The sequence below is a fragment of the Dyadobacter sp. CY356 genome (assembly GCF_021440195.1).
In the GTDB taxonomy this organism is placed as follows: Bacteria; Bacteroidota; Bacteroidia; order Cytophagales; family Spirosomataceae; genus Dyadobacter.
This window is the reverse complement of record NZ_JAJTSZ010000001.1, coordinates 393443-417371: the sequence shown is the minus strand read 5'-3', so window position 1 is coordinate 417371 and position 23929 is coordinate 393443. Positions and strand designations below refer to the sequence as shown.

21 protein-coding genes are annotated in these 23929 nt (G+C 39.9%); 6 read left to right on the top strand and 15 right to left on the bottom strand.

Annotated features, from left to right (window positions below; genetic code table 11):
* Positions 1 to 17: 17 nt before the first annotated feature.
* Positions 18 to 1349, top strand: a complete 1332-nt coding sequence (locus tag LXL81_RS01785; RefSeq protein WP_234644988.1) for a TolC family protein — start codon at positions 18 to 20, stop codon at positions 1347 to 1349.
* A 149-nt stretch (positions 1350 to 1498) separates the two neighbouring features.
* Positions 1499 to 2341: a S1 RNA-binding domain-containing protein gene (locus LXL81_RS01780; RefSeq protein ID WP_234644987.1), complete on the top strand. Its 843-nt coding sequence runs from the start codon at positions 1499 to 1501 to the stop codon at positions 2339 to 2341.
* Positions 2342 to 2449: 108 nt separating this feature from the next.
* Here LXL81_RS01780 and LXL81_RS01775 read toward each other — a convergent pair whose 3' ends face one another.
* Entirely contained in the window at positions 2450 to 3787 is a 1338-nt protein-coding gene (locus LXL81_RS01775; RefSeq protein WP_234644986.1) for an amidohydrolase family protein, read from the bottom strand.
* A gap of 46 nt (positions 3788 to 3833) precedes the next feature.
* Positions 3834 to 6863, bottom strand: a complete 3030-nt coding sequence (locus tag LXL81_RS01770) for an amidohydrolase family protein (RefSeq protein WP_234644985.1) — start codon at positions 6861 to 6863, stop codon at positions 3834 to 3836.
* A gap of 181 nt (positions 6864 to 7044) precedes the next feature.
* Between LXL81_RS01770 and LXL81_RS01765 the strand changes: the two genes are divergently transcribed.
* The 4 genes from LXL81_RS01765 (at position 7045) to LXL81_RS01750 (ending at position 9220) form a co-directional block, all read left to right on the top strand.
* On the top strand, positions 7045 to 7332 hold the full coding sequence (locus tag LXL81_RS01765; RefSeq protein WP_234644984.1) for a hypothetical protein: 288 nt from the start codon (positions 7045 to 7047) through the stop codon (positions 7330 to 7332).
* Positions 7333 to 7411: 79 nt separating this feature from the next.
* Positions 7412 to 8053, top strand: coding sequence for a SatD family protein (locus LXL81_RS01760; RefSeq protein WP_234644983.1), 642 nt, complete (start codon positions 7412 to 7414; stop codon positions 8051 to 8053).
* Positions 8046 to 8789 carry a DUF3307 domain-containing protein gene (locus LXL81_RS01755; protein WP_234644982.1) on the top strand — a complete coding sequence of 248 codons (744 nt, stop codon included), beginning with the start codon at positions 8046 to 8048 and terminating at the stop codon, positions 8787 to 8789. The genes LXL81_RS01760 and LXL81_RS01755 overlap by 8 nt, the downstream gene beginning before the upstream one ends.
* Positions 8790 to 8857: 68 nt before the next feature.
* The gene (locus LXL81_RS01750) at positions 8858 to 9220 is read left to right on the top strand and encodes a DUF4890 domain-containing protein (RefSeq protein WP_234644981.1); all 363 of its coding nucleotides are present in this window, start codon (positions 8858 to 8860) and stop codon (positions 9218 to 9220) included.
* Between the two features lie 288 nt (positions 9221 to 9508).
* Here the strand turns inward: LXL81_RS01750 and LXL81_RS01745 are convergent, their stop codons facing one another.
* The 13 genes from LXL81_RS01745 to ligA all read right to left on the bottom strand — a co-directional run bounded on the left by LXL81_RS01745 (position 9509) and on the right by ligA (position 23752).
* Positions 9509 to 9856 carry a hypothetical protein gene (locus LXL81_RS01745; protein ID WP_234644980.1) on the bottom strand — a complete coding sequence of 116 codons (348 nt, stop codon included), beginning with the start codon at positions 9854 to 9856 and terminating at the stop codon, positions 9509 to 9511.
* Positions 9857 to 9951: 95 nt separating this feature from the next.
* Positions 9952 to 11547: a peptide chain release factor 3 gene (locus LXL81_RS01740; RefSeq protein WP_234644979.1), complete on the bottom strand. Its 1596-nt coding sequence runs from the start codon at positions 11545 to 11547 to the stop codon at positions 9952 to 9954.
* Between the two features lie 242 nt (positions 11548 to 11789).
* A complete protein-coding gene (locus tag LXL81_RS01735; protein ID WP_159466805.1) occupies positions 11790 to 12401 on the bottom strand; it encodes an inorganic pyrophosphatase in 612 nt (203 codons plus the stop codon).
* Positions 12402 to 12451: 50 nt separating this feature from the next.
* Positions 12452 to 13426 carry a glycosyltransferase family 2 protein gene (locus LXL81_RS01730; RefSeq protein ID WP_234644978.1) on the bottom strand — a complete coding sequence of 325 codons (975 nt, stop codon included), beginning with the start codon at positions 13424 to 13426 and terminating at the stop codon, positions 12452 to 12454.
* Between the two features lie 63 nt (positions 13427 to 13489).
* Positions 13490 to 14212 carry a tRNA1(Val) (adenine(37)-N6)-methyltransferase gene (locus LXL81_RS01725; protein WP_234644977.1) on the bottom strand — a complete coding sequence of 241 codons (723 nt, stop codon included), beginning with the start codon at positions 14210 to 14212 and terminating at the stop codon, positions 13490 to 13492.
* An 8-nt stretch (positions 14213 to 14220) separates the two neighbouring features.
* Positions 14221 to 14859 carry a viroplasmin family protein gene (locus tag LXL81_RS01720; RefSeq protein ID WP_234644976.1) on the bottom strand — a complete coding sequence of 213 codons (639 nt, stop codon included), beginning with the start codon at positions 14857 to 14859 and terminating at the stop codon, positions 14221 to 14223.
* 9 nt (positions 14860 to 14868) lie between these two features.
* Positions 14869 to 16104 (bottom strand): peptidase T, encoded by a 1236-nt coding sequence (pepT, locus tag LXL81_RS01715; protein WP_234644975.1) that lies wholly within the window; start codon positions 16102 to 16104, stop codon positions 14869 to 14871.
* A gap of 42 nt (positions 16105 to 16146) precedes the next feature.
* Positions 16147 to 16614 carry a nucleoside triphosphate pyrophosphohydrolase family protein gene (locus tag LXL81_RS01710; protein WP_234644974.1) on the bottom strand — a complete coding sequence of 156 codons (468 nt, stop codon included), beginning with the start codon at positions 16612 to 16614 and terminating at the stop codon, positions 16147 to 16149.
* 63 nt (positions 16615 to 16677) lie between these two features.
* Entirely contained in the window at positions 16678 to 17247 is a 570-nt protein-coding gene (locus LXL81_RS01705; protein WP_234644973.1) for a MarC family protein, read from the bottom strand.
* Between the two features lie 93 nt (positions 17248 to 17340).
* A complete protein-coding gene (locus LXL81_RS01700; protein WP_234644972.1) occupies positions 17341 to 18042 on the bottom strand; it encodes an NrtR DNA-binding winged helix domain-containing protein in 702 nt (233 codons plus the stop codon).
* A 79-nt stretch (positions 18043 to 18121) separates the two neighbouring features.
* Positions 18122 to 19186 carry an aminotransferase class V-fold PLP-dependent enzyme gene (locus LXL81_RS01695; RefSeq protein WP_234644971.1) on the bottom strand — a complete coding sequence of 355 codons (1065 nt, stop codon included), beginning with the start codon at positions 19184 to 19186 and terminating at the stop codon, positions 18122 to 18124.
* Positions 19187 to 20711: 1525 nt separating this feature from the next.
* The gene (gene dapA, locus LXL81_RS01690) at positions 20712 to 21602 is read right to left on the bottom strand and encodes a 4-hydroxy-tetrahydrodipicolinate synthase (protein ID WP_234644970.1); all 891 of its coding nucleotides are present in this window, start codon (positions 21600 to 21602) and stop codon (positions 20712 to 20714) included.
* Between the two features lie 62 nt (positions 21603 to 21664).
* Entirely contained in the window at positions 21665 to 23752 is a 2088-nt protein-coding gene (gene ligA, locus LXL81_RS01685) for an NAD-dependent DNA ligase LigA (RefSeq protein ID WP_234644969.1), read from the bottom strand.
* Positions 23753 to 23929: the final 177 nt, after the last annotated feature.

The window sequence follows — 23929 nt, the reverse complement described above, 5'->3', positions numbered from 1 at the left end:
GTCAATATAGGTTTTGCATGAACCCGCTCAAAAACTTGAACAACAGTTTTAAAATTGTAATTTTTCTACTCCTGACCGGTAGCTCAGCCATGAGCCGTCAGGTTGCAGCAGACTCTTTGATAACACTGGATGATGCTATTGCGATTGCGTTAAAAAACAGTCTGGAAATTCAGATTGCCAAAAACGATGTAGAAGCCAATACATTACTCAATAATTATGGCGTTGCCGGCGGACTGCCCTTGATAGCAGCTACGGCTTCCAATGTGGAACAAATTCAGAACATCACCCAGGAACTTCAAACCGGGCCTGGTACGAAAAGGCGTGGCGCAGCTGGTAACAACACCAATGCAGGTATTACTGCGAGTATTCTTTTATACAACGGAAAAAGAGTGGTGGCAACAAAAAAACGTCTTGCTGAACTTCAAAGTCAAAGCAGTGAAGTATTAAATTCCCAGATACAGAATACGATTGCCGCTGTGATGACGAGTTATTATGATGTCGTTCGTCAGTTGAGTTATATGAATACTGTGCGTTTCTCTATCGTTGCTTCACAAAAACGCCTGGAAATTATTGAGGTAAGAAAAACGGCCGGGATGGCAAACAATGCGGATTTATTTCAGGCACAAATCGATCTGAACACACTAACGCAGACTTTGACCAACCAACAACTGGCAGTTGATGTTGCCAAGTCAGAATTATTAAGATTGCTCGCACTCGACCCAAAGTCCCCGGTAGCTATCCGGGATACGATTATGGTGGATCAGGCTATGAACATTGATAACGTACTTGAAAAACTTGCAGTGAATGCCGATATCAAAGCGGCCGACAACCAGATCAGGATTTCCGAGTTAATAATTCGTGAAACCGCTGCGTTACGTTATCCTACGGTTCGTCTAAATTTAGGTTATAACTATACCAGAGCGCAAAGTTCAGCAGGTTTTACGCTTCTTAACCAGGTTTCGGCACCAAGTGCGGGTGTTACTTTAAACGTGCCGATTTACAATGGCAGCACCTTTAAACGTCAGCAGCAAGTTGCGGAAATTAATGCCAATTCTGCAAGATCTCAAAAACAGGTACTGGTTCGTGATTATTCTGCACAGGCTATGAAAATGTTCCAGACTTACAGAAGTTCTCTCGAACAACTTGAATCGCAGAAAGCAAATTATAAATTGAGTCAGCAGCTGCTTGACCTGACATTACAGCGTTTCCAACTTATTCAGGCAACCATTATTGATGTGAGAGAAGCACAGCGCAGTTTTGAGGAAGCGGGGTACCGTTTGATCAATCTTAATTATGCAGCAAAGTCTTCGGAAATTGAATTGAAAAGATTGACAAATACATTGATGTAATATTTTATTTATACATAAAATGATCCAACCACCCGGGTTTTTCCCGGGTGGTTTTTTTGTTTTAAAAAAGATAGAATCGGTTAGTCGATTAATAGAATGCAAATCCGGGTTTATACCGTTACCTTTGTGTCAAAAAATAATAATAAAGAATGCTTTTTATAGGAAAATATAACAACCTCACCATCCTTCGTGATACAAGCGTAGGTTTCTTTTTGGGTGATGTGGAAGGTGAAGAAGTACTGCTTCCCAACAAATACAAAACGGATGACATGCAGATTGATGATGTCATCAAGGTTTTTGTTTATAACGATTCAGAAGATCGTCCGGTTGCTACAACGGAAACGCCAAAAATTGTCCGGAACGAATTTGCTAATCTAAGAGTAAAAGATATTTCCGAGCATGGCGCATTTCTGGACTGGGGTTTGGAGAAAGATCTTTTTGTGCCTTTCAGAGAGCAATCAACACCCATGGAAATTGATGAATGGCACGTGGTATTTTTATATCTCGACCAGAAAACTTCACGCCTGATCGCAACAACCAAACTGGACAGATATCTGGAAAACGAACGTTTGCTTGTCAAAGAAGGCGACGAAGTAGATTTGCTTGTATGGAAAAAAACGGATCTTGGTTACAACGTGGTTGTCAACCAGTTTCACAAAGGGCTGATATATGCTAACGAGATTTTCAAACCACTAAACGTTGGTGATAGCCTTAAAGGTTATATCAAAAAAATCAGAGATGAAAACAGACTGGATATCAGTCTGGAAAAACAGGGATATGCAAACGTCGTAGAACCCACCGGACAACGTATTCTGGATGACCTGAAAAAAAATAACGGATATCTGAACTTATCCGACAGCAGCGCTCCGGAAGATATAAACAGACAACTTGGAATCAGCAAAAAAGTCTTCAAAAAAGCAATTGGCGGCCTATACAAACAAGGTCTGATACGAATTGCGAGCGACGGAATTTATTCGGTAGAAGGAGAATAATTTTGCAGGTTACACAGAGAACCACAGAGTAAATGAAGAGAGCCACAGAGATTTAAATTTTATCTCCGTGGCTCTCTCTTTTCTCTGTGTACCTCTGTGTAACCTAAATTACTTTTGTCCGTATTTTTCTTTGTATTTGTCGTACAGACGTTTTTGCTTGTCATCCAGGTTAACTTTTCCTCCTTTGATAAACACCATAGAAACAGAATTGCCACGCATATCCATCAAATCTCCGCCTGTTACCACCAATGATGCCTGTTTCCCTTTTTCCAGCGTTCCTACATATTGATCAACACCCATAATTTCAGCGGCATTTTTTGTGATCAACTGTAATGCTTCCTCTGGTTTCATATCACTAAAACCGGAAGAAGTGCCTGCCAAAAATGCAAGGTTACGCGTTCTCCACCATTCATCAGCATAACTGATCGCAACTTTTACACCAGCTTTCGTCAGAATTCCCGGAAGTTCATAAGGAAGATAAACATCTTCATCCGTTGCATTTGGAAGTCTGTGTGCCTGATTTAAAACAACCGGGATATTATTTTCTTTCAAAAACGCCGTTATTTTATATGACTGATCCCCGCCTACGATTACAATCTTTTTGATACCAAATTCCTGAGCAAATTTCACCGCTTCAATAATATCCTTTGCATAATCGGCACGGATATAAAGATTGGCTTTTCCTGCGAAGATATCCTTCATCGCTTCCAGACGAATATTCATCGGCGAAGGTTTGCTGATTGCAGCATATCCTTTTGCATCTGAAAAAGTACTCCTGAATAAATCAATCGTTTCCTGACGTTTTTCATTCTTTTTCAAAGAGACTGAAAAATCTTCATAGTTGAAACTGGTTGATAAATATGGAGGCCAGCTGATCCAGATTCCATCATCCTTTTTCAAAACCGCATCCTCCCAGTTCCAGCCATCGGTATAAAACACAGAAGAAGATCCTGAAATAACGCCACCCTGGGGAACTGCCTGTGATAAAAGAATCCCCGTATTCCGTAAAGTTGGAATTACTTCGGAATCGGTGTTGTAAGCCACCAAAGCACGCACATGCGGATTAATCTCACCCACTTCTGAATAATCCAAAGTAGCACGAACAGAAGCAATTTCCTGGATACCAACGGTTGTGTTCATAGAGATAATGCCGGGGAAGATATGTTTTCCTTTGACATCAATCGTCTCCACATCTCCCTTTGTCCAAACGCTACCCAAATTGGTTCCCCCTTCGACAAGCGTAATAACACCTTTGTCAAAACCAATCACACCATTTTCTATTACTTTTCCATTACCAAGGTGAATGGTTGCACCTGCCAGTATAATAGGTCTGGTTTGAGGTTTTGCAGGTGCAGGATTCTGCGCAAAACCTGTTGCTGTAAGACAAAAAGCAGCTGCAAAACCTAGCAAAACTGAATTCAGCTTATTATATTTTTTTGTTTTCATAAGACAATTTGAATGAGTAAATGATGAAAGAAAAAATCAGAAGCTTTTATTTTCCTTCCTCATGTTCAGCATGAATACCGATGACATCTTCACAGTGCCACATACGAGGCATCGTCATTGGTGCCTTTTGCGTTGGCTTGCCATCTGCCTTGTCACTTAGCATTTTTTGGATCAGACGCTCACGCTCCGCAGCTACTTTTGTTTGCTTGGCAACATCTTCCTTACGATCAAAATAAACAGCGCCTTCTATCATTGTGAACTCAGGACGTGCGTAAATTGACAAAGGATGCGTGCTCCAAAGCACAAGATCTGCGTCTTTTCCGGCTTTGATACTTCCCAATCTATTGTCGACATGCAAAAGTTTTGCAGGATTTAATGTTACCATTTTCCAGGCTTCTTCTTCCGGCACGCCACCAAATACTACGGTTTTTGCAACTTCCTGGTTTAATCTTCTCGCCATTTCCGCATCATCAGAGTTGATCGCCACAGTAACTCCTTCATGATACATCAGCGCAGCATTGTAAGGAATTGCTTCTTTTACTTCCATTTTGTAAGCCCACCAGTCAGCAAAAGTTGATCCGCCAATATTGCGGGTTTTCATTTTGTCAGCCATTTTATAACCTTCCAGAATATGGGTAAAAGTGTTAATTTTGAAGTGCAGTGAATCAGCCACATGCATCAGCATATTGATCTCAGACTGAACATAAGAGTGACAGGTGATGAAACGCTGATTATCAAGAATTTCGGCCAAAGCTTCCAGTTCAAGATCACGGCGGGGTACTTCCAGACCGGCTTTCTTTGAAGCACCGTTATAATCTTTCCATCCTTTTGCATACTCTTTTGCACGGATGAAATGGTCAAAATAAACCTGCTCGACGCCCATTCTGGTTTGCGGGAAACGAACGCGGGCTATATCACCCCAGTTGGACTGCTTCACGTTTTCACCCAAAGCAAACTTGATCGTTTTAGCTTCCGGTATCAGCATTTCTGATTGTGTGGCACCCCATTTTAGTTTCACCAAAGCACTTTGTCCACCGATTGCATTGGCAGAACCATGTAGCAAGTGCGAAGTTGTAACACCACCTGCAAGCTGGCGGTAAATATTTACATCATCAGGATTGATGACATCGCTCATCCGAACCTCGGCAGAACTGGTCTGAGATCCTTCATTAATCGCAAACAAAGCAATGTGCGAATGTTCGTCAATAATTCCGTTTGTCAAATGTTTACCAGTTCCGTCCACCGTACGTGCGCCGGAAGGAGCAGATAATCCTTTACCCACTTTCGAGATTTTTCCATTCTGGATTATTACATCAGCATTCTGTAAAATACCGTCTTTTTCATTTGTCCAGACCGTTGCATTTTTTACAAATACAGTTTCCGACTTAGGAAGCTGTTCATTTCCAAAACCGACAAAAGGATATAATACAGGGCCGGTTTCTTTGATTTTGGCCACAGCTGTATCCTTCTTTGCCACTATTTTGTATGGTTCTGTCAAAGTTGCGTTCCAGGTAAGCGGCGTACCGTCAGGCAACATACCTTCTCCGGCCAAACCTTTTCCTGCAATCCATCCTGTTAATCTGACAGTTCCGGGCGTTTTCTTTTCAGGTTGGTACGTCAGCGTCAGCAGATCATTGGTAAGCATTACTTTGGGTGTAATTTTGACCGTATCTTTTACAATAACTTTATAATCCGGCTTTTCGGCAGATCCTGATATTTCGATCTTTCCTGTTGCCGCTTTATTGATTGAAAAGGAATACGTACCACGCAGATCCGGCGCGTCTATCGGGGCAAGAATAAATTTCTTTCCCTGTATCCAGTTCTCGTAAATGACGTTATCCTTACTGAACAGATCGTCAGAAGTTATCAGAAAATTGGCCAGCATACCCACTTTCAGACTTCCCACCTGCCCATCAGCTTTGATCAAACGTGCGGGCGTTGTTGTCAAAGCTTCAAGTGCTTTTTCTTTTGGCAAACCATATTCAATGGCTGAACGGATTTTAGACCAGAAGTCAGCTTTATTCTTCAAATCAGCAGCTGTAAAAGCAAAACTGATACCACTTTTTGTAAGAACCGATGCGTTTGCAGGTGCCATTTCCCAGTGTTTCAACTGCGCGACTGAAATTGCATCAGCATCCCAGGGATCTGTTACATCATAAGCCGCAGGGAAATCCAGAGGCAAAATCAGCGTTGCCTTACTTGCTTTTACTTCCTCCAGACGCTGGTATTCATCTCCCCCGCCTTTGATGACATATTGCGTTCCAAACTCATCACCGATTTTGTCGGCACGCAGCAGGCTATACTTATCACTGGTTTCAAAAAATGAAGGCAAAGTTTTTATCTGGTTAAAAGCTTCCAGCGACAGGTTTGTTTCCTTTGCTTTTCCTCCTTTTGCATACCAATCCGCATCATAATAATTCTGGCGGAGCAAAGCTACCGCACCCATTCCTGAAGACGGATAATTTTGTCCGGAAGTCCCTTTACTAAATGAAAAATGTGCCGATGCTTTTCCGTTCAAAAGCGCTTTATTCGCAGATTCGTCTGTAAGTGTTACGACTGCACCACTTCCTCTTACGATTCCGTCGTGCGAATAAGTCAATACCGTTCCAAATCCGATTTTGCGTAAATCGCTACCTTTTTTTGAATCAGGACTAAATACCTGGCTTGCATCATTTTCTGGTTGCACAGCCTGATTCCATCCAAAAGCACCTTTTTTATTTGATTCAAGCTGCGGAGTCTGGCGTCCGCGACCGCGAGCTTCATTTTTCACTTCCGGCATTCCATAATCAGAATCCAGATCAATTAAAGAAGGATAGATATACTTGCCTTTAAGATCGACCACCACAACACCAGCCGGGATTTTTACCTGCTTGCTGACTTCACGGATTATTCCGTTTTCTATCAGCAGCGTTCCATTTGAAATTGTTGTTTTGGAATCGACTACAATATTGGCATTTGTAAATGCATATCGTCCTGTTCTTTCATCGTAGGTACCATTGCGGGGAAAAGTTTCCTGGGCATGGCACAACGAAGTTAAGGTCAGTCCAAAAACTAACGTTGATAATTTTTTCATCATAGAAATAGGAGTTTTGGAAAAGATAACCGTTTATTGATAATAAGGGAATGTTTAGACAATATACGATGAAAACACTAAATATTGGTCTGACAATGATTTAATGTAGTATCTGTGCTATACGTACTTGGAATTACAATACTCGTTTGTTCTTTTGTATCAAATTAAATTCACTAATACTTCTATGACTTACAATCAATTTAAATCCAGTCTTTCACAATCGGAACCGCCACAGGGAATTTCAGTGATTTTACAAGCGCTCTGGTATGATGCAAATAAAAATTGGGAAGCTGCCCACGACATTGCACAAAGTCAGGAAGGTACAAAAGCTTATGATCGTCTCCATGCATATTTACACAGAGTTGAAGGTGATACATGGAACGCCGGATACTGGTACAGGCGTGCAGGAGCTGATGTTTTTAAAGGTTCATTGAAGGAGGAATGGGAGTTTCTGGTAGAATCTTCAATATAAAATATAAGGCTAAAACCTTATATTTTGTATATATAAGCAAAAAGCCTTATATTTGATAATTATAAGCTTTTTTACTTATATGAAAAAGAAATATCAGGCCGTTATAACGGCAGACATGGTTAATTCAACCCATTTTTCTACTGAACAAACTGGAAAATGGCTGGAGGCATTGATTGCTATTATTCATGATAATGGTTCATTTAAATGGCTATTAAAGCCTGAAATATACCGGGGAGATAGCTTTCAAGGTGTTTTGGAAAATCCGGAGGATACTTTAAAAGTTGCAGTTTTATCCCGCACAATTATGAGATCCTATTCCCCCAAAAGCGATTTAAGGATTGCTATTGGTATCGGAACGTTAGATTTATTAACCGATAGACCTGGAACTTCTGATGGAGAAGCCTTCCGGTTATCCGGACATTTGGCTGACAACATAAAGAAACAAAAAGCACGGATTGGTATTGCGCTTCCTCAAAATTCTGAGCCGCTGAATGCTATTATGGACTTGCTGGAAACCCTGATGGAAAACTGGACAACAGCGCAAAGTGAAGTTATAGCGGCACTTATTCAAAATAAAAATATTTCCGAAATAGTTGCACAGCTTTCTATAAGCCAGCCGGCAGTCAGTCAACGCATTACGTCATCAAAATGGTGGGCAATGGAGCATTTTCTTCGTACATTTCCTGAACATCTCGCACTATACATCAAAATAAATGATTGAGTTCCTACTGTTATTGCTGGCACATGTTCTGGCTGATTTTTACTGGCAGCCCACAGCGTGGGTTATAGATAAAAGAGAAAAATCCTTTCGTTCAAAATATTTATATGCTCATACCGGCATTGTCATTATAACTTCATACGTCTTATTAGGGCATTTTCAAAACCCTTTTCCCGCCATTATCCTCGGCCTGGTTCATGGAATTATTGATATTTTCAAACTTGAATTTGACAAAAAGGGAACAACAAGCTGGTTTATAGGCGATCAAATTGCTCATCTTGTAAGTATTATACTAACAGCCATTATTTTAACCAGTTCCTTTTCTATTGAATTAGATCACCTGAAAGAATGGTTTAATAATGCCAGGATCATCGTAATCCTGACGGGAACATTTCTCGTGCTTTCACCCGTTTCATTTCTGGTTGGTATGTTAACCAAACCCTGGCGCGATGAGCTCGACAAACTTTTACCACATGCCGATGACAACCTCGCAAACGCGGGACGCTGGATAGGAATGTCTGAAAGGTTACTCATATTCGTTTTTGTTTTACTCAGTCAATATTCGGCTATCGGATTTTTAATTGCGGCAAAATCACTATTACGCTACAACGACAAAGCTGCTGCCGAACAAATTCCACCAACATATATCAGCAAAAAATCCGAATATATTCTTGTTGGAACATTGATGAGTTATACTGCCGCAATATGTACTGCATTAGCAACAAGATTATTTTATTAAAATATCTTCACTGTTTAAACCTTATTCTTAAAATCTGCTCTAACCGTGGTATCAAAACTTTGAAACCAATGAAAAGAGGAATTATTGCCATCATAATGGCATTTGCGAGTTTTACAGCTTTCGCACAGCGCGACATGGCTAAAATGACACCCGAAGCCCGGGCAGAAAACCAGACTAAAAATTTGACAGAGACCCTTGGACTTACGGCAGATCAGCAAAAACAGGTATATACCCTGAATTTGACACGCGCACAGAAAATGGAAGAAATGAGAAATTCTCAGGATGCCGACCGGTCAAAAATGAGAGAATCAATGGAAACTTTCAATACCGAATTACAAAAATTGCTAACACCCGAACAGCAGGAAAAATACAAAACTGCGATGGAAGAACGCCGGAAAAATGGCGGAGCTGGCAGAGGGCCAAGGAATTAAAAAAATGTGCTGGCAGTTTGAATGACTGTCAGCACATTTTTTTTTCAAACCTCAATTAAATTATTCCCTCTTTTTTCAATAGATCATTTAAGCATATTTCGTGATTATCAAAAACGGGCAATGTTTCATCCCATTCATGAATTGTCCATTTCCGGGATTGATCCGTCATGAATATTTTACGGCTTCCAGTCAATATCCAGAGAACTCGCTCAACTCCAAATTCGATTAATTTGTCACTTTTTAAAAAAATATAATCTGTCGAATTGGGTATATCTTCTGTTTCGATTTTTATATCAACTTCAATTGCATTCTTGGAGCAACAGAAACATAGTTTTCAGAAAACACATCTATAATTGCCCCTTTATCAAAAACCGCTATATCATTTGCCAGATTATTACCGTCCGAGATATGAAGTCCAACTTCATTGGAAACAACCCAATATGGAAATCCTGTCAATATTTCCTTTAAATAAGCACATACAATACTAACGATCAGACTTTGTATAAAACTGCTGCCCATGATACTTTCCGGTTCCTTCTTACCTTCCAAAACCCGCTTGTAACCTTTGTAAAATAAAGGTCTGCCATCAATTTCTTCAAAGATCAATTCGGACGGTATCACTTCGGTTGTTAACATGATTCCTAAACTTTGTTTATAATCAAATTTAACGAAATTAATTAAAGGCTAAGCTTATTAGATTACAAAGACTGGTTTTGCAAGAAAAAGTAACGTTACAACGCCACCTCCGTCTTAAACTCAGACGTAAAATGGAAATGTATTTTCGGATTATTTTCACGGTTCATACGGATCATCCAGTCAGATTCAGCAAAGAAAACCGGGTTACGGTCTTTGTCAAAAGCAATCTGGTTTCCTTTCAAACGGATAAATTCATCCATCGCTGGCTTTTCATCAGCGGTAAGCCAGCAAGCACGTGTGATATTCATTGGAACCCAGCGACATTTTGCACCATATTCATGTTCCAAACGATATTGAATTACATCAAATTGAAGCTCCCCTACTGTTCCTACCACTTTCCTGTTTCCAAGATCAAGATTGAATAACTGCGCAACACCCTCATCTGTAAGCTGTTGAATGCCTTTTTCCAATTGTTTGGATTTCATCGGATCCAGGTTGATCAATTCCTTAAAAATCTCGGGAGAAAAACTTGGAATACCGGCAAAATTCAGATTTTCACCTTCGGTCAATGTATCACCGATTTTGAAATTCCCTGTATCATATAAACCAACCACATCGCCCGGGAAACCTTCATCCATCACACTTTTATCAGAAGCCATAAACGTGAACGGACTCGCAAAACGCACATCCTTGTTCAAACGAACGTGGTGATAAAAAGTTCTTCTTTCAAATTTACCCGAACAAATCCTCAAAAACGCGATCCGGTCGCGGTGACGGGGATCAAGGTTAGCGTGGATTTTAAATATAAAACCACTGAATTTAGATTCTGTCGGTTCCACTTCTCTCACGTCTGTTGGACGCGGCTGGGGAAGCGGAGAAATCTCGCAGAAAGTGTCCAGCAATTCTTTTATACCAAAGTTATTGATTGCGCTGCCAAAGAAAACCGGAGCCAGCTGTCCGCTTGCATATGCCTCATTGGAAAATTCGTCATAAACACCTTCAACCAATTCCACATCTTCGGTTAGTTGAATTGCGTCTTTTAAACCAAGTAACTCTTCAAGTTTATCGTCGCCAAGATTAATTTCAACGACGTTACTTTCAATTTTGGTTTTATTGATTTTGAAGAAATAAAGTTTTTCTTCAAACAAACTGTAAACGCCTTTGAAATCAGCACCCATATTGATCGGCCAGGTAAGCGGACGCACACGGATACCCAGTTTTGTTTCTAGTTCGTCAAGCAATTCAAACGGATTACGCCCTTCCCTATCCAGTTTATTTACAAAAACAATTACCGGTGTATTACGCATCCGGCAAACTTCCATCAACCTTTCCGTTTGCTCTTCAACACCTTTTACGCAGTCAATCACCAGAATTACGCTATCGACAGCCGTAAGGGTACGATATGTATCCTCAGCAAAATCCTTGTGACCCGGTGTATCCAGAATATTAATCAACAGATCCCGGTATTCAAAAGTCATTACCGAAGTTGCAACCGAAATACCACGCTGCTTCTCGATTTCCATGAAATCGGAAGTCGCGGTTTTTTTGATCTTGTTGGATTTAACCGCACCCGCCGTCTGAATAGCTCCTCCAAAAAGAAGCAGTTTTTCAGTTAAGGTTGTTTTCCCGGCATCCGGGTGACTAATGATCGCGAAAGTCCGCCGTTTTTTTATTTCTTCTATATTACTCATTACAATATTTTATTATCCACAACTTTGTCATAACAAATTGTTTAACTGAATTTTAAAACCTAAAATTCAACAAGATTGCCAAACAAAACGGATACGAAAGAATTCCTTTTTTTCAAAATTTCCACAAAGATACAAATAAACATAGCCGCCCGTATCCGGAGCGGCTATATTATTAACTATCAGTCAGCTTAAAGCTTATTTTCATTACTGACCTTCATCATTACCTGGGGTAACGGTGGTATTCAGTAGAAAGAATCCTTGTAATCTTCAACAGAAGTCATGATCACTTCATGCGCTTCTTCACGGCCATACACATTCGTGATTTCGATATGTGCTTTTTCGCCAGGAAGGTTTTTGTATGTAAGGAAATAGTGTTTCAGACGCTCAACGATACCTGCCGGCAATTCGCTGATATCTGAGTAAGCGCCATAAACTTCATCACCTTTCAAAACTGCGATGATTTTATCATCCGCTTCACCGCCATCAATCAAACGAATTCCGCCGATTGGTTTTGCCTGGCAGGTGATATCACCATGAGAAATAATTTTTTCGCATAGAACGATAATATCAAGCGCATCGCCATCACCTTCGGTAACGTCTCTGCCAGATCTTTCTCTTGCCAGTTCAGCAATTTTATCCGCGCAATATGTTTTTGGAATAAAACCGTAAAGTGCCGGAACGATGTTGGAATATTTTTGTGGACGGTCAATTTTCAAATAACCCGTCTGCTTGTCAATTTCGTATTTAACAGTATCCGTAGGAACGATTTCAATAAATGCAGTTACAAGATCCGGTGCATTTTCTCCCATCGGAATTCCATGCCAGGGATGGGCTTTGTGTACGTTTGCGTTCATTATAAGGTAAAATGTATATGATCTAATTTTAATTATCTAATCTTTCTTTGTTATTCTCCCGCTTTTTCTGAAATCAGATAGTCACCCGATTTTGATATGGATTGTTTTACAAAAAGCTCTCCAAGGAATCCTGCCAGAAATAATTGTGAACCGACCATGATTGCTACCAGTGCAAGGAAAAACAATGGATTTTCGGTCACATTCCGGTATTGTTCATGGGAAATGTAAATTTTATAAATTTTTGTTCCAAGCAGCCAAAAAGCAATAAGGCTTCCGAGAAAAAACATAAGCGTTCCAAGACTGCCGAATAAATGCATTGGACGCCGTCCAAATTTATTGACGAATGCAATCGAAAGCAAATCCAGAAAGCCAAAAACGAACCTTTCCAGTCCAAATTTTGTGTATCCGTATTTCCTCGCCTGATGCTGTACTACCTTCTCGCCGATCTTACCAAAACCATTCCATTTGGCAATAACAGGAATATATCGGTGCATTTCCCCATAAATGGTAACATTTTTAACCACCTCTTTCCGGTAAGCTTTGAGTCCGCAGTTAAAATCATGCAGCTCTACACCGGAAATTCCACGCGTAGCTGCATTAAAAATTTTGGTAGGAATTGTCTTGGTAATCGGATCATATCTTTTCTTCTTCCAACCCGAAACCAGATCATATCGATCCTCTTTGATCATTCTATAAAGTTCCGGAATTTCATCAGGACTGTCCTGCAAATCAGCATCCATGGTGATGATCACATCTCCAAGAGCAGCCTGAAAACCAGTTTGTAAGGCAGCTGTTTTTCCATAATTACGAACGAAACGATGCCCTTTGATATGCGGGTTTTTCAGAGATAGATCTACAATAACATCCCAGGAACGATCCTTACTTCCGTCATCAATAAACAGGACCTCATATGTGAAATTATTTTCATTCATCACGCGCGCAATCCACTCGCTAAGCTCTGGCAAAGACTCTTCTTCATTGAAAAGCGGGACGACAACGGATATCTGAATTGCTGAATTAGTCATGAATATGTACTGGGGTGATACCTGCACACCCTGATTAAGGTGCAAAGTTCGTATTTTTCCTGATCAAAATTGTAAATAAAAGTCTTTCAATAATTTCCTGAACTCCGGATGGAAGGTTTTCCCATCTTCTTCATAGATAAATAATTCAGCGATAAGCTGCCCGATATCAGCACTTTCAATCGATTGAAAACTCATCAATTTCCGAAAAGGTTTCTTTCCTTTTTGATGATATAAAGTTAGTTCCCGGCGCAGCTTCCAGCCCGAATTTTCCGCAAGACTTTGAAAAACAAGCCCTTCGTCTACCGGAAGCAAAATATTCCATTTCCCATTTGGCTGTAATAATCTTTTAATTGCAGTAAGCAGGTCTTCAAAAGACAGCGAATCCGCATGGTGGGCCAGATTTATTTTTGCATCAGGTGATTTTAAATCAGATTGAAAAAAAGGTGGGTTTGTAATGATACAATCAAACTTTTCACTGGGTAAAAAATCCTGAATAGCGGTATTGAAAACCTCAATTTGACTTTTAAATGGACTATTTCCGGCATTTTCAGTTGCCTGCAAAAAGGCATCTTTGTCTATTTCAACAGCGGTAATTTTTGCTTCACGGTTCCTTTGTGCGACCATCAAGGATAATAAACCGGTACCAGCGCCAATATCCAGAATTCTCTCTGCTTTTTCCACATCCGCCCAGGCACCAAAAACACAGGCATCCGTGCAGACTTTCATCGCACTTTTATCCTGATTAATGGTAAATTGTTTGAACTTGAAAAATGAATTTCTGGCCAATTGATTAATTATTTTCTTCCAAAATCTGCCGGATTTTCACCCCAGTATTCTGTCTCCCATTTCAGGATCTTGTTTGGATAAGTATTACTGGCCAGCCATCTTTCGGCTCTTTGGAGCATTTCAAAAACAGGCTTATTTCTTGGTGTCAACTGCAACTTTGTATTTGCATGTTTCTTTTTAATCCAACTGATCGCCGTTCTGGAATCAGAATAAATCGGGATGTCACTATTATTTTTTTGAAGATATGCCAGTCCGTGAACGATCGCCAGAAATTCTCCGATATTGTTGGTTGCATCTTTGAACGGACCTTGTAAAAAAATCCTTTCACCGGTTTGCAGATAAGTCCCCTGATATTCCATGTCACCGGAAGTCGTATTCCAGGCGGCATCAACGGCAATGGCATTTTTTATAGGCTGACCAATATTGGCTGGTGCTGTTTTGGCAACAACTTTCGCAGCATTTTCTTTTTTCTGAACATACTCCCAATAATTCCTCTGAATGGCTGTTTCAGCTTCCTGTATCGAGTCAAAAGATTTGTAACGGGCATCTTCAAAACCCTTGATTTGCGCTTCACATTCTTTCCAATCGGTAAACACACCTGTTTGTCTACCTTGCCACACTACATAAAATTTCGTCTTTTTTGCCATTACTCCAAACTAACTTCTTTCTTCCCAAACCTGGGCCAGGTTTACAATAACCTCCACTGCTTTTTCCATATCCTGAACAGAAACCCACTCCAACCGGGAATGAAACGCATGTTCACCTGCAAAAATATTCGGGCACGGTAAGCCCATAAAGGATAATCTGGAACCGTCAGTTCCACCCCGAATACTTCTCGTGACCGGATTTAATCCTGAACGTTTCATTGCTTCTGTTGCATTATCGATTACTTGTGGATATTTAGCAAGAATTTCCTTCATGTTCCGGTATTGCTCGGTAACCTTGAATTCACTTTTCGAATTTGGATAATTCCTCATCACCTGATCCAGAATTCCTTTTAGCAAAGCTTCCTTTTCATGCAAACCGGCTTCATTAAAATCTCGGATGATAAAATCGATCACCACTTTTTCCTGAATTCCTTCGATATGTCCTGGATGAATAAATCCTTCCTTTCCTTCCGTGGTTTCCGGTGAGAGCGAATCTTTTGGTAAAGCGGCGAGAACTTCTGCGGCGATTTTCAGCGCATTTTCAAGTTTTCCAATGGCATATCCCGGGTGCGTACTTACACCATGAATCGTGATTTTTACTCCATCCGCTGAAAATGTTTCATCTTCCATCGTACCAACAGCTTCTCCATCGACGGTATAACCAAAATCCGCTGCAAGTTTTTTTAAGTCTACTTGCTCCGTTCCTCTGCCCACTTCCTCATCCGGCGTAAAAAGTATTTTGATTACGCCATGTTTAATTCTGGAATCTGTAACCAGAATCTCCGCCGCAGCCATAATTTCTGCAACACCGGCTTTGTTATCCGCACCCAAAAGTGTTGTTCCGCTGGCTGTTACAATATCATTTCCAATCTGGTTTTTCAAATCCGGATGTTCAGAAAGTCTGAGGACCTGTTCGTGATCATCTGGCAACACAATATCATCTCCATTCCATTTCTGATGCACGATTGGTTCAACGTTTGCGCCTGTGACGTCCGGTGATGTATCAACGTGAGAACAAAAACAGATAACCGGAATATTTTCCTTGTTTGAATTGGCCGGAATTGTAGCATAAACATAACCGTGTTCATCCAGATGGGCGTCCTCAATACCCAGTTCCTGTAATTCAACAACAAGCTGATTACTCAGGTCACGTTGTTTTTCCGTACTTGGAAAACTTGTAGACTGCGGATCAGATTGTGTATCCACCTGAACATAACTCAGAAACCGGTTTAGAACGGAAGACATATCGACTCAAAAATTAGAATGAATAATGACTTTTATAATTTTCTACGAAGCAATTATTCCAGCCAGATCGGCCGGTGAATAATTGATATTTTTCAGCGTTTTATCGTCAGCTGTACGGTAAACAAGGTATTTGCCGCTGTCTTCTTTGTAATAACATTCAGTACCTTTTGCATTGTAATGCGCCACGGTTGCTTCCGCTTCTTCAACGCTCGAACAAGCTTTTGACATATTGGAACGCTGAACTTCATCAAACAATGCTCTGAATTTATTTCCCAATCCAAATTCCAGCACTGCACCGGAAAGTACGTATTGAAGATCACAAAGCGCATCTGCAATTTCAACAATATCTTTTTCAAGAATCGCCACTTCCAGCTCTTTCAACTCCTCAGCCAAAAGCGCAACACGTAACCGGCTGCGGTCTTCGGACGGAATTGTTGGTGTTTCGAGAATAGGATGTTTAAATGTTGTATGAAACTCAGCGACCTGGTTAAGACTATCTAATTGTTGCATTTTGTTACTTGTATTTATTATTAAAAATTTATCAATCAATAAGTTATAATAACTTTCTGATTTTTATAATATAAGATTTGTTTTGAAAAGTTTGATCGCTATCGCCAGCAGAATGATACCAAAAACCTTGCGAAGAATGTCTGTTCCGCCCTGTCCAAGTTTACTTTCAATCCAGTAAGACGATTTTAAAACGAGATAAACAAAAAATAAATTGAGAAGAACACCTACCAATATATTATTGATCTCATAGGTTGTACGTAGTGCCAAAAGTGTCGTCATCGTACCTGCTCCGGCGATGATCGGGAAGGCGATTGGGACTATGGATGCGGCACTTACACTGATGTCATCATGCTTAAAAATATTTCTTCCCAATATCATTTCCAATCCCAGAAGAAATAGAATGATAGCGCCTGCAACGGCAAATGAAGCCACATCCACGCCGAACAGGCTTAAAAGCCTTTCTCCCAAAAATAAAAAAGAGATCATAATGGTTCCCGCGGCCAGTGTCGCTTTTTCGGATTCAATCTTTCCTAACTTCTTACGGAAATCGACAATAATCGGGATTGAACCCAGCACATCGATCACCGAAAAGAGAATCAGTGTTACAGAAAGTATTTCTTTGATATTGAACATTGCGACACCAAATTCGAGGATTAAGCCGCAAAGTTGAACAAAACAGACTGCTTACACAAACCTTTTATTGGAAGCCAGTCGAATAAAAGAGGTTTAGGCGATGCTGTTTGGAAGAAAATTCAAAAAAGTATTGAACTGCTTTTTGTATTTCTCCTCGTTGATCCTGTAATAAAAAGCGCCCTTTTTGGAAAAACCCTTTTGCTTTTCATCCAGTTTGACTAGCAAATGAGTTGACAATAATTTCCTGCTGAAATTTCTTTTATCCAGTTCTGTACCAAAGATCGCTTCATACAATTTCTGTAATTGAGGAATCGTGAATTTCTCAGGAAGCAGTTCAAAACCTATCGGATGCTGGGAAGCTTTGTAACGTAAATTTTCGATCGCCATTTCAACCATTGCACTGTGGTCAAACAACAGTTGTGGCAATTCCTGCATGGAAAACCATTGTGCCTCAAAGTTTTTTGATATTTTATTATCGTAGTCCTCCACATTGATCAGTGCAAAATAAGCAACTGAAACGGTGCGTTCCACCGGGTCACGTTTTGGATTGCCAAAGGTGTGTAACTGTTCAAGATATATGTCGGTAAGACTTGTCAACTCAAAAAGTATACGATTGGATGCCTCTTCCAGACTTTCATCCGGCTGGACCCACCCACCCATTAAAGACCAGGTATGATGCTCATCTTCGATACCGCGCTTTACCAGTAATAATTTTAATTCCTGACCATCAAATCCAAAAATAATGGAATCAAGAGCCACCAGACACTTTGTTTGTGTCTGGTATTGATGCAACATATCTATTAACACGGTGGTGTTTCTGAGAATTGAGTAAAAGACATTTTAATTAGTAAATACAATTTGCTTGTATTACTACTCATCCAGGCGTTTCTGAATAAGTTTTCAGGAAAACTTTCAACTGATTGATTTCATCCAAAGTAATAGCTGGGAAATTTGCGATCCTGAAACTGGTTTCTTTCCACGAACCATATCCGTTTCCCAGCAAAATACCATTTTCCTTTGCCGCTTTTTTGATTGAAGCAATTTCTTGTTTTTCCCCGGAAACGGCAATGACGGTATCCGACCGAACTTCTTCATTTTCAACAAGAACATCAAAACCGGATTCGGACAAAAACTGATACCAACTTTTCGCTCTTTCTTTGATTTGAACCGATATTTCAGAAAGAATTTCTACCTGATCCATTACACGGCCAGCCAGATAAATTCCCAGCGCATTAGGTGTGTATGGCGTTTGGTATTTTAAAAAATTGTCCCGAACAAAAAGCAAACTATTGTAATGATCACGCTCTCCTATTTTTTCTGCCTGCTGAACAGCTTTTGGCGAAACGACCACTACGCTTAATCCCGCCGGCAAGCCAAAGCATTTTTGCACGGAAGCATACCAAACATCTGCTGATGCCCAGGGAAAGGTAACACCAGCCATGGAGGAAGTTGCGTCAACTGTAATTACTTTTTGGGTTTGCTTTCTTAAATTTTCAAAAAAGAAATCAGGCAAAGCGGTTCCATTGGAAGTTTCATTATGCGTTAAACAAATCACATCGCAGTCCTGGTCAGCAATAATATCAGATATTTCAGGCAATACATTCAGATCAAAAAATAAACCATTAGAAGCAGGTTTTATTTTTTGGGTATATTCCATCCATTTCTCTCCAAATGCTCCATTGAAAACATGCAGGCTTTTTGTTTCAACCAGCGATTGCGCAATAATTTCCCAGCACTCTGTTGCTGACGAACAGAAATAAATTTCATATTCCGCCGGAATTTCCAGTTTCGTCTTCATCATTTCAATCGTCTCTTTGAGCATTTTCATGAAAGGCTCACTGCGGTGATTGACGCTTAAAATTCCACTTTTGAAAGCATCAGATAAATAATGCTCAATTTCCGGATAAACTTTTGACGGGCCAGGATAAAAGGTAATCATGAGATTTTATATTTTAAACAAACTTGTTGTTTTATCATATTTCAATTTAAACAAAGGAGGTTCTTCATCATATTAAACAGAGATGATCAAAAATCAATTCTATTTATTTAGATAAAGAACCTTCTTATGTCACCCTTTCAGGGTTTTGGAATGTTGTTAGAATTTGGCTTTTCTACAATACTACCACCCCTTCGGGGTTACATCTCAATATTATGCAGTCTTTGTATTCAAGACATGCACATGAATTTTTCATTTGGAAACAATCCCGAAGGGACGACATCATTATAGAAAAACATCAATTCAGGCCTGATGAAAACCCTGAAATGTGATATGAAATTATCAAAAACTTCTCGGATCAACAATCCCGAAGGGATGACATTATTATAGAAAAACATCAATTCAGGCCTGATGAAAACCCTGAAAGGTGATATGAAATTATCAAAAATCTTCCCTGATCAACAATCCCGAAGGGATGACATTATTATAGAAAAACATCAATTCAGGCCTGATGAAAACACTGAAAGGGTGACATAATACTATCAAAATCTTCCCTTATCAACAATCCCGAAGGGATGACATTATTATAGAAAAATCAATTCAGGCCTGATGAAAACCCTAAAAGGGTGATATGAAATTATCAAAAATCTTCCCTGATCAACAATCCCAAAGGGATGACATTATTATAGAAAAAATCAATTCAAGCCTGATGAAAACCCTGAAAGGATGACATAATACTATCAAAAATCTTCCCTGATCAACAATCCCGAAGGGATGACATTATTATAGAAAAACATCAATTCAGGTCTCATAAAAACCCTGAAAGGGTGATATGAAATTATCAAAAATCTTCCCTGATCAACAATCCCAAAGGGATGACATTATTATAGAAAAAATCAATTCAAGCCTGATGAAAACCCTGAAAGGGTGACATAATACTATCAAAAATCTTCCCTGATCAACAATCCCGAAGGGATGACATTATTATAGAAAAACATCAATTCAGGCCTGATGAAAACCCTGAAAGGGTGACATAATACTATCAAAATCTTCCCTGATCAACAATCCCGAAGGGATGACATTATTATAGAAAAACATCAATTCAAGCCTGATGAAAACCCGGAAAGGGTGATATAAAATTATCAAAAATCTTCCTGATCAACAATCCCGAAGGGATGACATTATTATAGAAAAACTTCAATTCAGGCCTGATGAAAACCCTGAAGGGATGACATTATTATAAAAAAACATCAATTCAAGCCTGATGAAAACCCTGAAAAGGTGATATAAAATTATCAAAAATCTTCCTGATCAACAATCCCGAAGGGATGAAATTATTATAGAAAACATCAATTCTGGCCTGATGAAAACCCTGAAAGGGTGACATAATACTATCAAAATCTTCTCGGATCAATAATCCCGAAGGGATGACATTATTATAGAAAAACATCAATTCAGGCCTCATAAAAACCCTGAAAGGGTGACATAAAACTATGGACCAATCTCAAACGTATCAATAAAAAAGAGATCACATAAACCCTTCCCGAACCATCGCTTTTTCCAATTTTTCACCCAGTTGTGCTGATGCTTTCAACAACGGCAAACGAACTTCCGAGCTACAAATACCTTTAATTTCAAGGCATTTTTTAATTCCAACCGGATTGGATTCGATGTATAACAAGGTGTCAAATTCCAAAAATGCAAGTTGCAAAGTCGCAGCATCCTTGAAATTTCCCTCCAATGCATGCCAGGTCAGATCAGTAAATTCACGGGGGAAAGCATTTGCAATCACAGAAATCACACCATGCCAGCCAACACTGACCATAGTGGTGACCAGGTTATCATCTCCCGAAAGCAGAATAAAATCTTTGGGCGCATTTGCAGCAAGTTCCATGCTCTGCTCAATACTTCCGCCTGCATCTTTGATTCCGATAATGTTCGGATGTTCCGCAAGTTTCAGGATTGTTTCGGCTTTCATGTTGATAACCGTGCGACCAGGAACATTGTATAACAAAACCGGCACCGGCGATGCATCCGCAATGGCCGTAAAATGCGCGATAATTCCTTCCTGAGTTGGTTTATTGTAATAGGGACAAACAGACAAAATCGCGTCTACTCCGTTCAGGTCAGTCTTTCGGATCGTTTCCAAAACTGATCTCGTGTCATTTCCACCCAAGCCATATACGATCGGAAGTTCCTTTGTATTATGCTTCTTTGAAAATGCCAGAATTTCGTTTTTTTCTTCTGTCGAGATCGTTGGCGATTCGCCGGTGGTGCCCTGCACGACCAGATAATCCACGCCTCCCTCAGATACGAATTCGATTAACTTTCTTAACCCAGCGTAGTCAATTTCCTGATGCTCATCAAAGGGTGTAATCAGCGCTGCTCCGACTCCTTTGAAACGTTCGTCCAATGGCATTATTTCTTATATAATTGTTGATTTTAAAACACAAAGTTAGTTACCTGACTCAAATTCCTTCATCATTTCTGAATCATTCCTAAAAATTCTTCTTCGGACAAAATCGTCACACCTAGTTTTCTCGCCTTTTCCAGCTTCGACGGGCCCATATTATCACCTGCCAAAAGGAAATTTAATTTCCCTGAAACACCACTCAAAATCCTTCCTGCATTGGCTTCAATTTTATGTTTCAGTTCGTCGCGGTCAAAATTTGCAAATACTCCCGAAATCACAAACGTTTTGCCTTCCAGCAGGTTACTTTCCATTTCAACAGGTTTGTCATCCGTTGTCATTTGCAGACCCGCTTTTTCCAACCGTTCCATCACCAGCTGGTTTTCCGGAACTGAAAAATAGGCAATTACACTTTGCGCAATTCTTCCGCCAATTTCAGGTACATTAATCAGATCTTCATAAGTGGCGGAACGAAGGGCAGTGATATTTTTAAAATAAGCCGCCAATTTCTCTGCAACCGTTGCACCTACAAAGCGGATACCCAATCCAAATAATACATTTTTAAAAGGGGCCGATTTTGATAGTTCCAGACCTTTCAAAATGTTTTCAACCGTTTTCTCTCTGAAACTTATTTTCTTCGTTTTCCCGGTTTCTTCGTTGACAATATTTTTTTCGAGACCGAGTAATTTTTCATAAGTCAGATCATACAAATCTGCCGGTGTTTTTACCAGATGCGTATCAAAAAGCAATTCAATTTTCCCTTCTCCCAAACTTTCAATATTCATCGCCTTCCGGTGAATAAAATGTTCAATCCGGCCTTTTAGTTGTGGTGGACAAGCACTATCATTCGGGCAATAATATGCAACTTCACCCTCATTTCTGGCTAATATTGAACCACATTCCGGGCAGTTTGTAGGAAAACTGATGTGTTCGGTTGTAAACAAACCTCGTTTGATAACATCCACACCTGTAATTTTCGGAATAATTTCACCGCTTTTTTCAACAAAAACGGTATCGCCCAACTGAATGTCCAGACGTTCCATTTCATTGGCATTATGAAGCGTCGCCCGTTTCACATAAGTGCCTGAAAGATGGACGCCCTTAACTTTATTATATGGAGTAGTTCTTTCCGATTCAGCACATAAATTAGCCACTGGCGTAATATTTCCGGTACGGCCAACCTGAAAATTAACCGATCTTAGTATCGCTGGTTTATTCTCAGCCTTATATTTAAATGAAATTGCCCAACGCGGACTTTTTGCTGTAAAACCCAGTTCGCGCTGTTGTTCAAATGAATTTATTTTGATCACAATTCCATCCGTCGCCAGTGGAAGCGTTGCACGTTTTTCTTCCCATTCATGAATGTATGCGATCACGTCATCGATATTATCCACTTTTTTCCAACCTGGTGAAGTATTGAAACCCCAGGATTTGAGCGCGAGTAAACTTTCTTCGTGACTGGCAAAAATCGTTTCATCGCTCAGAAATGAATAAATGTAACAATCCAGCGCACGCCGCGCCGTTTCGGCAGAATCCTGTAATTTGAAAGAACCGGAAGCAGCATTACGCGGGTTGGCGTAAAGACTAACCCCAAGCGCTTCCATATCTTCATTTAATTTTTGGAATGATTGAAAAGGCATAAACCCTTCTCCGCGGATCTCAAAAATTGGAGGCACTTTACTGGTTTTCACACGCAGCGGAAGTGATTTAATTGTTTTGACATTGTTCGTAATTTCATCACCACGCGTCCCATCACCACGGGTTACGCCCCGTACCAAAACCCCGTTTTCATATGTAAAACTTAGTGAAATACCATCAAATTTCAGCTCACAAATATACTCGTAGGCTTCTCCATCCAGTCCTTTCCTAACGCGTTCATCAAAATCCCGAAGCTCCTGTTCGTTATAGGTATTGTCGAGCGACAACATGGGATAACGGTGATAAACAGCATTAAAATTTTTAGTTACCGTGCCTCCTACCCGTTGTGTTGGCGAATCGCTGCGTTTGAATTCCGGATATTCATTTTCCAGCTTCGCCAGTTCTTTTAATAAAATATCAAAATCGTAATCTGAAATTTCAGAAATGCTTTCCTGGTAATACTGAAAATTGTAATGATCTATCTGTTCGATCAGTTCGTTAATGCGTTCTTCCGGGTTCATGATTTTTGGTGGCTAGCGGGTGGTATTGGATTATTTTTGATGAAATGTCGGTTCATTCAATTTTGCCTTCGGGCACAAATTTAGTGTTTATTCTATTTTTTGAAGCATTGAAAAATAACAACGTGCCGTACGCTTTCTGAACAGATTTCCGTATTTTCACAAAAAACATTTCTCAAT

What these genes read in the sequence shown, in the direction of transcription:
- LXL81_RS01695 (WP_234644971.1), bottom strand. Translation starts at nt 19,186, where the DNA reads ATGATTACCTTTTATCCTGGCCCGTCAAAAGTTTATCCGGAAATTGAG.
- LXL81_RS01720 (WP_234644976.1), bottom strand. Translation starts at nt 14,859, where the DNA reads ATGGCAAAAAAGACGAAATTTTATGTAGTGTGGCAAGGTAGACAAACA.
- LXL81_RS01750 (WP_234644981.1), top strand. Translation starts at nt 8,858, where the DNA reads ATGAAAAGAGGAATTATTGCCATCATAATGGCATTTGCGAGTTTTACA.
- LXL81_RS01770 (WP_234644985.1), bottom strand. Translation starts at nt 6,863, where the DNA reads ATGATGAAAAAATTATCAACGTTAGTTTTTGGACTGACCTTAACTTCG.
- LXL81_RS01785 (WP_234644988.1), top strand. Translation starts at nt 18, where the DNA reads ATGAACCCGCTCAAAAACTTGAACAACAGTTTTAAAATTGTAATTTTT.
- LXL81_RS01700 (WP_234644972.1), bottom strand. Translation starts at nt 18,042, where the DNA reads ATGTTGCATCAATACCAGACACAAACAAAGTGTCTGGTGGCTCTTGAT.
- dapA (WP_234644970.1), bottom strand. Translation starts at nt 21,602, where the DNA reads ATGCCATTGGACGAACGTTTCAAAGGAGTCGGAGCAGCGCTGATTACA.
- LXL81_RS01710 (WP_234644974.1), bottom strand. Translation starts at nt 16,614, where the DNA reads ATGCAACAATTAGATAGTCTTAACCAGGTCGCTGAGTTTCATACAACA.
- ligA (WP_234644969.1), bottom strand. Translation starts at nt 23,752, where the DNA reads ATGAACCCGGAAGAACGCATTAACGAACTGATCGAACAGATAGATCAT.
- LXL81_RS01730 (WP_234644978.1), bottom strand. Translation starts at nt 13,426, where the DNA reads ATGACTAATTCAGCAATTCAGATATCCGTTGTCGTCCCGCTTTTCAAT.
- LXL81_RS01765 (WP_234644984.1), top strand. Translation starts at nt 7,045, where the DNA reads ATGACTTACAATCAATTTAAATCCAGTCTTTCACAATCGGAACCGCCA.
- LXL81_RS01705 (WP_234644973.1), bottom strand. Translation starts at nt 17,247, where the DNA reads ATGTTCAATATCAAAGAAATACTTTCTGTAACACTGATTCTCTTTTCG.
- LXL81_RS01755 (WP_234644982.1), top strand. Translation starts at nt 8,046, where the DNA reads ATGATTGAGTTCCTACTGTTATTGCTGGCACATGTTCTGGCTGATTTT.
- LXL81_RS01760 (WP_234644983.1), top strand. Translation starts at nt 7,412, where the DNA reads ATGAAAAAGAAATATCAGGCCGTTATAACGGCAGACATGGTTAATTCA.
- LXL81_RS01745 (WP_234644980.1), bottom strand. Translation starts at nt 9,856, where the DNA reads ATGTTAACAACCGAAGTGATACCGTCCGAATTGATCTTTGAAGAAATT.
- LXL81_RS01775 (WP_234644986.1), bottom strand. Translation starts at nt 3,787, where the DNA reads ATGAAAACAAAAAAATATAATAAGCTGAATTCAGTTTTGCTAGGTTTT.
- pepT (WP_234644975.1), bottom strand. Translation starts at nt 16,104, where the DNA reads ATGTCTTCCGTTCTAAACCGGTTTCTGAGTTATGTTCAGGTGGATACA.
- LXL81_RS01780 (WP_234644987.1), top strand. Translation starts at nt 1,499, where the DNA reads ATGCTTTTTATAGGAAAATATAACAACCTCACCATCCTTCGTGATACA.
- LXL81_RS01735 (WP_159466805.1), bottom strand. Translation starts at nt 12,401, where the DNA reads ATGAACGCAAACGTACACAAAGCCCATCCCTGGCATGGAATTCCGATG.
- LXL81_RS01740 (WP_234644979.1), bottom strand. Translation starts at nt 11,547, where the DNA reads ATGAGTAATATAGAAGAAATAAAAAAACGGCGGACTTTCGCGATCATT.